16 protein-coding genes and 1 pseudogene are annotated in these 13,465 nt (G+C 38.9%); all 17 read left to right on the top strand.

All coding sequences use genetic code 11. The features are described 5' to 3' along the window. Nucleotides 1-11 precede the first annotated feature (11 nt). On the top strand, nucleotides 12-431 hold the full coding sequence (locus ACP69X_RS02220; RefSeq protein WP_039181808.1) for a TIGR03826 family flagellar region protein: 420 nt from the start codon (nucleotides 12-14) through the stop codon (nucleotides 429-431). Nucleotides 432-510: 79 nt separating this feature from the next. Continuing rightward, complete coding sequence (gene flgM, locus ACP69X_RS02215; protein WP_024423620.1) at nucleotides 511-774, top strand: flagellar biosynthesis anti-sigma factor FlgM; 264 nt, start codon at nucleotides 511-513, stop codon at nucleotides 772-774. Between the two features lie 18 nt (nucleotides 775-792). Then, nucleotides 793-1,275 carry a flagellar protein FlgN gene (locus ACP69X_RS02210; RefSeq protein ID WP_047201874.1) on the top strand — a complete coding sequence of 161 codons (483 nt, stop codon included), beginning with the start codon at nucleotides 793-795 and terminating at the stop codon, nucleotides 1,273-1,275. Nucleotides 1,276-1,290: 15 nt separating this feature from the next. Further along, nucleotides 1,291-2,811, top strand: coding sequence for a flagellar hook-associated protein FlgK (flgK, locus tag ACP69X_RS02205; RefSeq protein ID WP_041088045.1), 1,521 nt, complete (start codon nucleotides 1,291-1,293; stop codon nucleotides 2,809-2,811). A gap of 9 nt (nucleotides 2,812-2,820) precedes the next feature. Further along, entirely contained in the window at nucleotides 2,821-3,729 is a 909-nt protein-coding gene (flgL, locus tag ACP69X_RS02200) for a flagellar hook-associated protein FlgL (protein ID WP_426052378.1), read from the top strand. 46 nt (nucleotides 3,730-3,775) lie between these two features. After that, nucleotides 3,776-4,354 carry a DUF6470 family protein gene (locus ACP69X_RS02195; RefSeq protein ID WP_041088049.1) on the top strand — a complete coding sequence of 193 codons (579 nt, stop codon included), beginning with the start codon at nucleotides 3,776-3,778 and terminating at the stop codon, nucleotides 4,352-4,354. Nucleotides 4,355-4,382: 28 nt separating this feature from the next. Continuing rightward, nucleotides 4,383-4,817, top strand: a complete 435-nt coding sequence (gene fliW, locus ACP69X_RS02190) for a flagellar assembly protein FliW (protein ID WP_041088051.1) — start codon at nucleotides 4,383-4,385, stop codon at nucleotides 4,815-4,817. Then, nucleotides 4,811-5,035, top strand: coding sequence for a carbon storage regulator CsrA (csrA, locus tag ACP69X_RS02185; RefSeq protein WP_008360181.1), 225 nt, complete (start codon nucleotides 4,811-4,813; stop codon nucleotides 5,033-5,035). The genes fliW and csrA overlap by 7 nt, the downstream gene beginning before the upstream one ends. Nucleotides 5,036-5,196: 161 nt before the next feature. Then, nucleotides 5,197-5,538 carry a flagellar protein FlaG gene (gene flaG / locus ACP69X_RS02180; RefSeq protein WP_039181788.1) on the top strand — a complete coding sequence of 114 codons (342 nt, stop codon included), beginning with the start codon at nucleotides 5,197-5,199 and terminating at the stop codon, nucleotides 5,536-5,538. Nucleotides 5,539-5,558: 20 nt separating this feature from the next. Continuing rightward, nucleotides 5,559-7,088, top strand: coding sequence for a flagellar hook-associated protein 2 (locus tag ACP69X_RS02175; RefSeq protein ID WP_426052377.1), 1,530 nt, complete (start codon nucleotides 5,559-5,561; stop codon nucleotides 7,086-7,088). Nucleotides 7,089-7,105: 17 nt separating this feature from the next. After that, the gene (gene fliS, locus ACP69X_RS02170; protein ID WP_041088057.1) at nucleotides 7,106-7,510 is read left to right on the top strand and encodes a flagellar export chaperone FliS; all 405 of its coding nucleotides are present in this window, start codon (nucleotides 7,106-7,108) and stop codon (nucleotides 7,508-7,510) included. Continuing rightward, the gene (gene fliT / locus ACP69X_RS02165; RefSeq protein WP_041088059.1) at nucleotides 7,507-7,848 is read left to right on the top strand and encodes a flagella biosynthesis regulatory protein FliT; all 342 of its coding nucleotides are present in this window, start codon (nucleotides 7,507-7,509) and stop codon (nucleotides 7,846-7,848) included. Before fliS ends, fliT begins: the two co-directional genes overlap by 4 nt. Nucleotides 7,849-7,861: 13 nt before the next feature. Then, on the top strand, nucleotides 7,862-8,242 hold the full coding sequence (locus ACP69X_RS02160; RefSeq protein WP_039181775.1) for a hypothetical protein: 381 nt from the start codon (nucleotides 7,862-7,864) through the stop codon (nucleotides 8,240-8,242). Between the two features lie 33 nt (nucleotides 8,243-8,275). Further along, a pseudogene (locus ACP69X_RS02155) lies at nucleotides 8,276-9,022 on the top strand (HAMP domain-containing protein); the annotation flags it as partial. Beyond that, the gene (locus ACP69X_RS02150; protein ID WP_404841323.1) at nucleotides 9,014-9,961 is read left to right on the top strand and encodes a methyl-accepting chemotaxis protein; all 948 of its coding nucleotides are present in this window, start codon (nucleotides 9,014-9,016) and stop codon (nucleotides 9,959-9,961) included. The pseudogene ACP69X_RS02155 and the gene ACP69X_RS02150, both read left to right, overlap by 9 nt. A gap of 188 nt (nucleotides 9,962-10,149) precedes the next feature. Beyond that, the gene (gene hpf / locus ACP69X_RS02145; RefSeq protein WP_024423608.1) at nucleotides 10,150-10,713 is read left to right on the top strand and encodes a ribosome hibernation-promoting factor, HPF/YfiA family; all 564 of its coding nucleotides are present in this window, start codon (nucleotides 10,150-10,152) and stop codon (nucleotides 10,711-10,713) included. A 198-nt stretch (nucleotides 10,714-10,911) separates the two neighbouring features. After that, a complete protein-coding gene (gene secA, locus ACP69X_RS02140) occupies nucleotides 10,912-13,437 on the top strand; it encodes a preprotein translocase subunit SecA (protein WP_034281086.1) in 2,526 nt (841 codons plus the stop codon). Nucleotides 13,438-13,465 lie beyond the last annotated feature (28 nt).

Raw genomic sequence — 13,465 nt, 5'->3', positions numbered from 1 at the left:
GGGTTTTGGTTATGAATCAATTGGCAAACTGTCCACAATGTAATCAGCTATTTTTAAAAACCACCATCCAAACGGTTTGTAACAAATGCTATGAAGAAGAAGAACGTTCTTTTGATATCGTATATAAATTCTTGAGGAAGCAAAGTAATAGACAATCAACCATTGCTGAAATAGTAGATGCAACTGAAGTTGATGAAGAATTAATCTTGAAATTTATTCGTTTGAAAAGACTGCAAATTAGTCAATTTCCGAATATTAATTATCCTTGTGAAAGATGTGGCAAAGCGATCAGGAAAAACAAGCTATGCAGCCAATGTGAACAGGATATTCATTCGCAAATCAGCCAAATGAACCAAGAAGAAGAGCGTAAAAGGGAGATTGAATCTAGGAAAAAAGACACCTATTATGCCATTAATCCTAAAAACGACTGATTCCCTAAACTAAGTTGCAGTTTGGTCGATAAAATGGATAGAATCAAGACAGACTGTAACGGAAAGCGAGAGGAATCCCGTGAAAATTAATCGATATGGAACACAACCAGTAAATCCTTACAAGAAAACATATGAGAAACAAACGTTGCAATCGAATCAAGCAAAATCAACTGATAAAGTCGAAATTTCTAAAAAGGCAATCGAAATGCAAAAGGTGCCGAATATTATGAGAGAACGTCAAGATAAAATTGACCAAATTAAAAAAAGCATTGAAGCCGGAACATATCAAGTAGATACAAAAGGCATTGCAGATAAAATGCTGAATTTTTATAAACAACAATAACAAAAGGGAGCAGCGTGAATGTCAGTTAAAATAATTATTGAAGAACTGCATCGTCTCTATGGATTGCATGAACAGCTATTAAAGTTGTCTAAGGATAAAACAGAAATGCTGAAAAGCAATGAGATTGATGCTCTTTCAGAGGTTCTGAATTTGGAGCAAAAGTATATTCAGGCCATTTCTCAATTAGAAGAAAAACGAATTGAAGCGACCGTTCAATTTTTACAAAGTGATCAATCACCAACCATCACTGCATGTATCGAAAAGGCTGAAGGTACAGATCAAGAAGAGCTCATTTCATTATATGAGAAACTAAATGACATCATGGTGGAACTAAAAGATGTAAATGAACTGAACAAGCAGCTTATTCAGCAGTCACTTCAATTTATTTCACTGACATTCGATCTCGTTAACCCTAATAAAGAAAATTTGAATTACGGACAAAATGGTCTTGAGAGTTCAAAGCCTAAACAGCAAAGGGCTTTGTTTGATTCAAAGGCGTAAACAAGGAGGATACCAATGGGTTCTACATTCATGGGACTAGAAACGGCAAAAAGAGGAATCACAGCCCAGCGTGCAGGGCTTTATGTCACATCAAACAACGTCTCCAATGCAAATACGGAGGGCTACTCAAGACAAAGAGTGACCTTTAAAGCAGAAAATCCTTATCCAGTCCTTTCTGTTTATGATGGAAAGACGTATGGTCAAATGGGGACAGGTGTACAAGTTGGAACGGTTGAAAGAATTCGAGACAGCTTTTTAGATCTACAATATAGAGATCATAACAACAACTTGTCTTACTATTCAACGAAGTCAGATGCCCTTTCACAGATGGAAGGGGTTATGAATGATTTGACGGATGAAGGCTTGAACAGAGCTTTTGATAACCTATGGAAATCATTACAGGTCTTATCAGAAACAAAAAATGCTGATACAGCTTCTGCACGTACAGTTGTTAAAACAAGTGCACAGGCTCTAGTTGACCAATTCCGTCTGCTCAATTCTTCTTTAACAACGGTACAAAAGAATTTGAAAACGGAACTCGATTCAACTGCCAAAGATGTAAACACTCTTTTATCTCAAATAGATGAAGTGAACAAACAGATTGCAGCAGTTGAGCCAAATGGATATCTTCCAAATGATCTTTATGATACACGTGATACTTTGGTAGATCAATTATCCTCACTTGTTGATATTAAGGTCAGCTACAATCCACCTGGTGGTAATGCACTCAAAATTGCTGAAGGAACTGTCAACATCGACATTATCGGTGCAAATGGACAATCTGCTGGAAACATTTTGAATGGTATTACAAATGAAAAGTCTGAACTGCAAATCTCTTACGATAATACTACGGGACTTGTTAACTCACTTCAATTCGGAACAACAACTATTGCAGCGGATCAATTACAAGTAAACGGTAAAGTAAAAGCACTTGTTGAGGCTTATGGCTACATGTCAAACGGTGCTGAAAAAGGCATGTATCCAGATATGCTTGCAGAACTGGATGAAGTAGCACAAGTATTCATGGATACATTTAACGATGTACATAAGCAGGGGTACACGTTAACTGGTGCAAGTGGACAAGACTTTTTTGATATCGAGAATAACAATGAGTTGAATAAAGGTTTGGCAGCTCGTATTAAAGTGAGCGATGTCATTTTAGCATCAACAGATAATATTGCAGCATCTCTCAATCAAACTCAAGGTGACGGTTCGAATGCTACGAAATTAGCTAATATACAAGACTTAAAATTACCAATCGGCGGAAATACAACGACCATTCAGGATTATTACCAAAATGTTATTGCTGAGATGGGGGTACAAGGGAAAAAGAACATGACGCTTGAAAGCAGTTCAGCTGCTCTTGTCAATTCAGCCAATGAACGTAGAATGTCGACTAGCGCTGTCTCCATCGATGAAGAAATGACGAATATGATCCAATTCCAGCATGCATATAATGCGGCTGCGAGAATTATGACATTACAAGATGAAGTACTGGATAAAGTAATAAACGGCATGGGTGTCGTAGGAAGGTAGGGATAACGGATGCGAGTCACACAAGGTATGATTTCTCAAAACTCACTTCGAAATATTAGTAAAAGTTATGAAAAACTTTCTAAAATTAATGAGCAGGCACAAACAGGAAGACGTTTCACGAATACGTCTGATGATCCTGTTGCAGCAGTAAAAAGCCTTCAATATAGTACTGCCTTGTTTCGAAATGAACAGTATAAAAATAACTTAAATGAAGCACAAAACTGGATTGATACATCTGAAACAAGTGTCACTGAAATTATTGATATTATGTCAAATATACGAGATAAAGTGCTTGATGCGGCAAACGGAACAAAGCAGCCAGAAGATTTAGCAGCTATCGGAGTGGAAATTGGTCAGATGAAGAATCAAATCATCGATGCAATGAACACTCAAATGCTAGGTAAGTTCGTATTTAATGGGACGAATACAAATGTTAAACCAGTTGTTGAGAATGCAGACGGAACGTATACATTTAACTTCGGAAATTATACAGATGCGAATGCTGTTCAAGCAAATATTTCTGATGGGATTACTTTAAATGTAAACTCAAATCCAATCTCAGCGTTTGGTGGACAGGCCAATGGTCAAAATGTCATTGAAATGCTGACTGATTTAGAAAATTCATTGAAAAATGGAACATTCGCGAATTCTGATGATGCATTAGGAAGTATTGATCAGTTTAAAGAAGTGATGAGTGCTGAGCGATCTGACCTAGGAGCACGTTCGAATCGTGTTGACTTAGTAGGAAGTCGTTTGACTTCACAATACCAAGTATTGAAAAATGCTAAATCAGATAATGAAGATGTTGAAAGTGAAAAGGCCATTCTTGATCTTCTTCAACAAGAGACGGTGAATAGAGCTGCTTTAGCGACAACAGCTAAAGTCATTCAGCCATCCCTTGTTGATTTCTTAAGATAATAAAAAGCATCCGATGGGTGCTTTTTTGCATCATGGAGGTGAACATATGCAAATCCCTAGATTGTTAATGCAGCAAACCTATGCAAAACTTCAAATGTCGACAACACCTTCCCGTCAAGAAGTAGAGCAGCCACGAGCTGATCTTGAGATTCAGCAGCCACGAGCTGTCATGAATATCAAAAGGACACCGTCGAAATTAACCATTGATCAAACCGAGGCATTTGCCGATATGGACATCAAGTCGATTTTTAGACGTTCTGAGGAATGGGCAGCTGAGGGGAAGCGTGCTGTTGGAGAAGGAATGGGTCGAAGAGCGGAAGAAGGAAGTGAACTGATCAAGATCGAGAATGGCGGGAATGCGATTGCTGAGTTTGCCAAGATCAACGGCAGTCCTCCAGCAAAACAATTCACCATTGGTGTAATACCTTCATTCTTTAGTGTGAAAATCCACTATCAGCCTTCTGAGCTTCAAATTGATGTGGAGCCGCAAAAAGCTGTCATAGAGGCAACACCTCATAAACCAATCGTTAACTACCAGCCAGGTAAAGTCAATATTGATATGTTACAATACCCGGAATTAAAAATAGAAGTTGACGAAACGGGCCAAAATGGTGATAAGGTATAGTTAAGAAAAACGAAAAAGGTCGTGAATTATGATCATTCAAACAAAATACCATGGTGAAGTGACAATCAAAGAGGAGCAAATTATTAACTTCTCTAACGGGATACCAGGATTTCTGGATCAAAAACAGTTTGTCATTTTGCCTTTATCAGAAGAATCTCCGTTTTTAGTTCTTCAATCATTGAAAAACGCAGCATTAGGCTTTATCGTCAGCAGTCCGTTTTTATTCTTCAATCAATACGAATTTGATTTAGACGAAACGGTTGTAGACATTCTGGAAGTAGAAGATGCCAATGATGTGGAAGTAATGGTTATTTTAACAATGGAATCATCTATTGAAAAAACAACAGCTAATTTAAGAGCGCCTATTATTGTGAACCGGAAAAACATGAAAGCCAAGCAGGTGATTTTGCATGATTCAGCCTATCATACAAAACATTTGTTAGAGGTGGCATCCTCATGTTAGTGCTGTCTCGTAAATTAAACCAGTCAATTCAAATAGGCGATGATATTGAAGTCAAGATTATTTCAATCGAGGGCGATCAAGTGAAAGTCGGGATTGAGGCTCCTAAGCACATCGATATTCACAGGAAAGAAGTGTACCTGTCTATTCAAGAAGAGAACAATCGTGCTGCGAGCTTATCCTTAGATCTCCTCTCTCAATTATCCTCACAAAAAAAGTGAGGATTTTTTTATTGCATTAAGCTGTCCTTCTCCGTGTGAACGTGTTCCGATACAGATGTTCATGATCTATAGGAAACTTTAACAAATCGGTCCATTTATATTTAATTTGCAAATTCAAAGCCGATATAAAAGATAGATTAAAGCACAGGAGCTGAATAACTATGTCTGTTGGTAAGTTGACATCACTAGAGCCAATTATCGATGCATTTCAAACCCGTGTTTCTAATAACCAGAATGACAATGTAAACTCTGACTCACAAGCAAATGGCAGGGCTGTTTCAAAAGAAGAAATTGAAAAAACGCTTCAAGGCGCAAACAAGCTGATTGAACCTACTCAATTTCATCTTCAATTTGAATTACATGAAAAACTCAATGAATATTATGTCAAAGTCGTAGATAACCAAACAGAAGAAGTTATTAGAGAAATTCCTTCCAAGGAATGGCTTGATTTCTATGCGGCAATGACAGAAATTGTCGGTTTATTTGTAGATAAAAGAATGTAAATGAAGGGAGAACATAAACAATGGTCAATCGTATTACTGGATTTTCAAATGTGTTCGATATTGATGAAATCGTATCAAAGCTGATGAAAACGGAGCAGGCACCACTTGATAAAATGACACGCCAGAAACAAACACTTGAATGGCAAAGAGACAGCTATCGCGAGGTTAACTCGAAAATCAAAGAATTAGATGATTTGATCAACAGTTTAAACTTAACGCGTCCAAGTACATATGGCGCAAAAAAGGTAACAAGCTCTAATGAATCTGCTGTCACAGCAACTGGGTCAACAAATGCGACCTCTGGCTCTATTCATGTCACTCAACTAGCGACAGCTTCTGTCTTCAAATCCTCTGGTACATCTGGATTTACACCAGCAAATGGCACGTTTACGTTTGAAGTGACGACACCAGATTCAACAAAACCGAAAATGGTGACGATCAATACCTCTGATTCCGATACAATCGATGACATCGTGAAAAAGCTGAACAGCGCGCAATTAGGTGTGACGGCTTACAAAGGCCAAATCTCTGATGGCACTAACTACGTGGATACAATTGCTCTTACTTCTCGGACAACGGGTGAAGGCGTCAGTATTAAAGCAGCTGATGGCAATTCGGCTTCATTTTTAACGCAATTAGGATTCCAAGTAGATGGAGATAACAAATTAGTTGCGACCACTCAAGGACAGAAGGCGCAATACGAGATTAATGGTCTGAAAATGGAGAATAACAACAATACATTCACACAGGCTGATATTACGTACGAGCTTAAAGCAACTACAGATAAGCCCGTCAGCTTAAACGTTTCAACAGATGTTGATGCCATATATGATAAAATTAAACAATTTGTTGATAAATATAACGAACTCGTTGAGCAGATTAATGGAAAAGTCAATGAAAAGAAAAACAGAGACTATCATCCATTAACGGCTGAAGAGAAAAAAGCGATGTCTGAAAAAGAAATAGAGCTATGGGAAACGACCGCGAAGTCTGGCTTGCTGAGAAGTGATTCCATTTTACGATCTGGTGCCTCTAAAATAAGAAGTGATTTTTATGCTAATATTACGACAAGTGATGGGGATAAAATCCAACTCACACAAATCGGTATTTCGACATCATCCAGCTATAAAGATGGCGGGAAGCTTGAATTTATTAAGGGTAGTGATGGAGTAGAGAAATTAAAAAAAGCCATTGAAGAAGACCCGGAGAAGGTCAGACAAATGTTCATCTCGGGTAGTTTAAATGTGGATTCAAAAGATAAAGACAAAGCGCAGCAGCAATATCAAGAACAAGGAATCATTTATCGTGTCAAAAATTCCTTATCAGCCTTAACGAAAAGTATTCAAAAAAAGGCTGGCAGCACAACAATGGAATCAAAGGAATACGGACTTGGTAAGGACCTTGATTCTTTGACAAAACGAATGAGTACATTCCAAGATCGTTTAAAAATGGTTGAAGCCCGTTACTACAAAAAGTTTAACGCCATGGATAGTGCAATTCAAAAGCTAAACAACCAATCTGGCTACCTTTCTCAACTGCTTGGACAATAATTGGAGGTTTATAACATATGGCAATACAGAACCCTTATGCCGCCTATCAGAAAAATTCTATTGAGACCGCAACACCTGCCGAGTTGACGCTTATGCTTTATGAAGGCTGCTTAAAGTTCATCAGACTAGCGAAGCATGCCATTCAAAAAGAGGATGCAGAAACGAGAAACTTGAACCTGAAAAAGGCCCAAAACATCATTCAAGAATTAAATGTCACCTTAAATCGTTCCTATGACGTATCAAAGAGTATGGCAAGTATGTATGATTACATTTATCGCAGACTGATAGAAGCTAATCTTCAAAATGACGAAGAGATATTGAATGAAGTAGAACAGTACGTAACTGATTTCCGTGATGCGTGGAAGGAAGTCATTCAAACCGATCGAAAAGGCCGTCACCACTCTATCGGGGGCTCTCTATGAGTATTGTGGACCAGCTGCATGATCAAACATTAAAAATGGCAGCCGAAATAGCGGAAAATCCGCAAAGTGAGACACTGGTTGAAGACTTTGATGCCTTTTTAATTGAAAGAGACGAATTAATGAGAGATATACAGCATGAATTGACGGATCAAGAAAAAGAGAAAATCCGAGAAATCATACAAACAGATCAACAGATGACGAAGCAATTAACGGTTATCCAAAATGGGATAAAAGCAGATATTCAAGCCATTCAAAAAAAGAAAACAAAACAGCTGAATTATCAAAATCCATACCAGCCCCTAACAAGTGACGGCGTATACTACGATAAACGGAAATAAATAGGTGAGACCTGTGGCGTATCGTTCAAATGACTATATTTTATTAACCACATATTATGAACTTCTATACACGATAGAAGAGAGTCTAAAATATTTAGATGAAATTGAGAAGGATTTTGACAAAACAGAAGGGGATCGGATCTTTAATGATCTGATCCATGCCTTCTTTCATTTAGACACAACACACCCCCTTCTGCTTTCAATTATTGAAAATGAACACTTTGCCAAAACGATTCGTTCGTTTGATCAAATATTTTTAAGTTTTGATATACTAGCTTTCTATACATTCCCTTCAAATCACTTCCAATCATTCCTGAAATCATATTTTATACCTGAATATAGAAAGTGGATGGATGAAATACATGCCTGTATGAGGCCGTATGTCATTCATTAATTTTTGTCCAATTCAGACCATTCGGAGGAAATTATGAGACTAAAAAATCAATTTTTATTTGGGCTTATTGTCATATGTGTATTATTTGTCAGTATGTTAGGATTCTCAAGCTTTCTCTATTACAAAACAGATCAATCCTATAAAGCGTTATTAAGCAAGGAAGTGAAGCTTTATCAGACCTCGCTGGAATTAGAGGCGCTTCTGCAAAAGCAGGAAGCACAGATCAAAACATATGTTGTCGTCCAAGATGCAGAAAATTTGCAGAAAATTGAGCAAACATATGAAGATATTAATAAGAAAACAACAGAAGCTTCAAAATTAAGTACGGTCAAACAAGCAAAAAATCTATTAGATCAAATCTCAGAAAAAAATTATCTCTACTACACCTCAACGAATCGATTATTTAATTCATTAAATATGCAAAATCAAAAAGAATTCAACACCCGCCTCACTCAAGAATTACAACCTATCGAACAAGAAATACATACCTTTACAAAAGAATTCGCTCAAAACCAGCTAAAACAACGTGATCAAAAAATCAATCAGCTCAATCAAGATAGTAATCAATTATTGCTTACACTCATTTTGGTCAGTGCAGCGATTATTGTTGGCTTTCTGGTGATTGGTGTCAGATTCGTTCATCGCATGACAAAACCAATTGTTTCTGTCACAAATGCCGCAAGAAGGATGGCAGATGGTGACCTGACCCTTGAAGAGATTGAAGTGACCTCTAAAAATGAGATTGGTCAGCTCGGCACAGCCTTTAATCAAATGACGGCTCATTTGCGTCAGCTTATTTTGCAGGTGCAAAGCGGATCAAGACAGCTTGCTGATTCTGCTGCTCAATTTGAGGAAACCATCAGTCAAACGATATCGGCTAGTGAGCAGACATCTAGCTCGATCGAACAGGTCAGTGAAGCTTCACGTGAACAATCAGATGCGGTCGGAAAAGTCGCCTCTGCCATTCAAGAAGTATCGACTGGCATGCAAAATGCAGCTGTACACACGTCCGATGTTTCGGGTCACTCAATTTCAGTGACTGAAAAGGCTGAAGAGGGTGCCGCCCTTATTCAACAATTTGTGAAACAAATGAGTTCTATTAAAGAATCTGTGAATGAACACCATTCCACAATGGCCAATGTACAAGCGCAGTTTACAGGCATTCAAGGTCTGTTAGGTCATATCCATGCCATTGCTGACCAGACGAATTTACTTGCTTTAAACGCAGCCATAGAAGCAGCAAGAGCTGGAGAACATGGAAGAGGTTTTGCAGTTGTAGCAGATGAAGTGAGGAAGCTGGCAGAAGAATCTAGTCAGCTGACAGATCAAATTAGTCAATTACTCGAGAACGTGAACAAAGATACAGAAAGGTCATCGCAATCGATGACGAAGGTTGAGCGGGATGTAGCAGAGGGTGTAAAAGTATCACAATTATCTGAACAGAGCTTCCATGAAATCCTGGAATCTATTCGTGATATTTCAATGAAAGCCGAAGAACTGTCAGCCACTGCAGAACAGATTTCTGCTAGTACAGAGGAAATTTCTCAAACGGTTGGTGTCATTGAAGAAGGTGCGAAACGAAACTCAGAAGAGACGGAGTATATGTCTGCTGCTGTTGAAGAATCATTAGCGGCCAATGAAGAGATGAAAGCCGCTGCGGAGGATTTAAAATCCTTGTCTCAATCGCTGAAAACATCGATTTCATCTTTTACCATTTAATGTGCGCTGGTCTTTTTCAAGAATCAGCCGAATATATATTCATCACCTATCAAGCAACAGTTGAAGCACCGCAAAATTCGACAAATTTCAATAAATATTCACATTTTTTTTACGTTTGAGCAGGAGAAAAGGAGGGAAAAGTAGAAATAGGTTTACATATCCTTAATTTTAAAGGAGGCGTTCTTTACATGAATTACAATGTCAGAGGAGAAAACATCGACGTAACACCTGCACTAAGAGATCATGTCGAGAAAAAAATTGGAAAGCTGGAGCGTTATTTTGAGACAGATGTTGATGCTTCAGTCAACGTGAACTTGAAGTTTTACAACGATCAAGAATCTAAAGTTGAGGTTACCATTCCAATGACTGATCTAGCACTTCGAGCTGAGGTGCATAATGAGGATATGTACAATGCAGTAGACCTAGCAGCCAGTAAATTAGAACGTCAAATTAGAAAGCACAAAACAAAAGTAAACCGTAAATTCCGCGAGCAAGGTGCCAAAAAGCACTTATTTGCTGGAGGAAATGGTACGGCTGAAGTAGCAGTTCAAGATGACGAAGAGATTGATGAAACAGAAATCGTCAGACAAAAACGTTTCAACTTAAAGCCGATGGATAGTGAAGAGGCCATTCTCCAAATGAACATGTTAGGTCATAGTTTCTTCGTTTTCACAAATGCTGAGACAAATTTGACCAATGTGGTTTATCGCCGAAATGACGGTAAATATGGACTCATTGAGCCAAACGCTTAAATATCAGTTGATGCTGATTCAAAAACAACCTAAATAAAGTAAGCCCGTTCCTTTCATAAGGGGCGGGTTTTTTGTGCGAAATTATGGCAAATTCTTTGGAAATGAAAGAAGGTATGGTATGATAAATGCAGGTAAATATGGACCTGTCAAACTTTTGGACATGCCGAAAAATTGCATGAAATAGAGGAGCGTTATTATATGCTTGGAATCTTAAACAAAGTGTTTGATCCTACGAAACGTACGATCAGCCGATATGAAAAAAAGGCAAATGAAATCGAAGCTCTCGCTCAAGATTTTGAAAAATTATCTGACGAGGCTTTACGAAATAAAACGATTGAATTTAAAGAAAAACTTGAAAAAGGACAATCCGTGGATGACCTGTTGGTTGAAGCATTTGCTACGGTTCGCGAGGCTTCCCGCCGCGTAACAGGAATGTTCCCATTTAAGGTGCAGCTTATGGGGGGGATCGCACTTCACGAAGGCAACATCGCTGAAATGAAAACAGGTGAAGGGAAAACATTGACATCCACAATGCCTGTTTACTTAAATGCTCTTTCTGGAAAAGGCGTCCACATCGTGACAGTCAACGAATATTTGGCAAGCCGTGATGCGCAGGAAATGGGCAAAATTTTTGAATTCCTTGGTTTAACGGTCGGCTTAAACTTAAACAGCTTAGACAAAGATGAAAAAAGAGAAGCGTACGCCGCTGATATCACGTATTCAACAAACAATGAACTCGGCTTTGACTATTTACGAGATAACATGGTGCTTTACAAAGAGCAGATGGTTCAAAGACCACTTCATTATGCTGTGATCGATGAGGTTGACTCCATTTTAATTGATGAAGCGAGAACACCTCTTATTATTTCTGGACAAGCTGCGAAATCAACAAAGCTTTACGTACAAGCCAATGCATTTGTCCGCACATTAAAAATCGAAGATGATTTCACGTATGATATTAAAACAAAAAGTGTGCAGCTGACTGAAAGCGGAATGACGAAGGCGGAAAAAGCATTCGGCATCGAGAACCTGTTTGATGTCAAACATGTCGCGCTGAACCATCACATCGCTCAGGCGCTGAAAGCACATGTTGCGATGCAAAAAGACGTGGATTATGTGGTAGAAGAAGGCCAAGTAGTCATCGTAGACTCCTTCACAGGACGTTTAATGAAAGGACGCCGTTATAGTGAAGGTCTGCATCAAGCCATCGAAGCAAAAGAAGGTCTTGAAGTGCAGAACGAAAGCATGACACTAGCAACAATTACGTTCCAGAACTACTTCCGTATGTATGAAAAGTTATCTGGTATGACTGGTACAGCAAAAACGGAAGAAGAAGAATTCCGTAACATTTACAACATGCAGGTTGTGTCAATCCCGACCAATCAACCAGTAGTTCGTGATGACAGACCTGATTTAATTTACCGCACAATGGATGGTAAATTTAAAGCAGTGGCTGAAGATGTTGCGCAGCGCTATATGACAGGACAGCCAGTTCTTGTCGGAACAGTAGCAGTTGAGACATCTGAGCTTATTTCTAAGCTGCTTAAAAATAAAGGCATTCCTCATCAAGTGTTAAACGCGAAAAACCATGAGCGTGAAGCCCAAATTATTGAAGAGGCTGGTCAAAAAGGTGCTGTGACCATTGCGACAAACATGGCAGGACGTGGTACAGACATCAAGCTTGGAGAAGGTGTAAAAGAACTTGGAGGTCTGGCTGTTATCGGGACAGAGCGTCATGAATCCCGCCGGATTGATAACCAGCTTCGCGGACGTTCTGGACGTCAAGGAGACCCAGGGATTACCCAATTCTATCTATCCATGGAAGATGAATTGATGCGCCGATTTGGTGCAGAGCGAACGATGGCGATGCTTGACCGCTTTGGCATGGATGACTCTACACCAATCCAAAGTAAAATGGTGTCTAAAGCCGTTGAATCATCTCAAAAACGTGTAGAGGGGAACAACTTTGATTCCCGTAAGCAGCTTCTGCAATATGACGATGTGCTTCGTCAACAGCGTGAAGTGATCTACAAACAGCGTTTTGAAGTCATCGATTCCGACAACTTAAAATCAATTGTCATCAATATGATCCAATCTTCAATTGAGCGTGCTGTGGGATCTTATACGCCAAAAGAAGAGCTGCCTGAAGAATGGAAACTAGATGGTCTTGTTGAATTAATCAACACGAACTATTTAGACGAAGGTGCCATCACAGTCAAAGATATCTTCGGTAAAGAAGCAGATGAAATCACAACTTTCATCATGGATCGTATTAAAGAAAAATACGATGCAAAAGAAGAAACATTTGGCGAAGAACAAATGCGTGAATTTGAAAAAGTCATCGTTCTTCGTGCGGTGGATTCGAAGTGGATGGACCATATCGATGCAATGGATCAGCTGCGTCAAGGTATTCATTTACGTGCGTATGCACAAACGAATCCGCTACGTGAATACCAAATGGAAGGATTTGCGATGTTTGAGCATATGGTTGCTTCAATTGAAGATGATGTGGCCAAGTATGTCTTGAAATCAGAAATCCAAAACAACCTAGAACGAGAAGAAGTAGTTCAAGGTCAAACAACGGCTCATCAGCCACAAGAGGGCGATGAGGAGAAGACAGTGAAGAAAAAGCCGGTACGTAAAGTCGTCGACATTGGACGAAACTCTCCATGTCACTGCGGAAGCGGCAAGAAATATAAAAATTGTCATGGGAAGACAGAATAAGTAATGGAAAGAGGTGAAAACCTCTTTC

Source organism: Bacillus sp. DC4300-2b2, from assembly GCF_049895685.1.
In the GTDB taxonomy this organism is placed as follows: Bacteria; Bacillota; Bacilli; order Bacillales; family Bacillaceae; genus Bacillus; species Bacillus safensis.
Note: the sequence above shows the minus strand (reverse complement) of the source record. Positions and strands in the feature narration are given on the sequence as shown.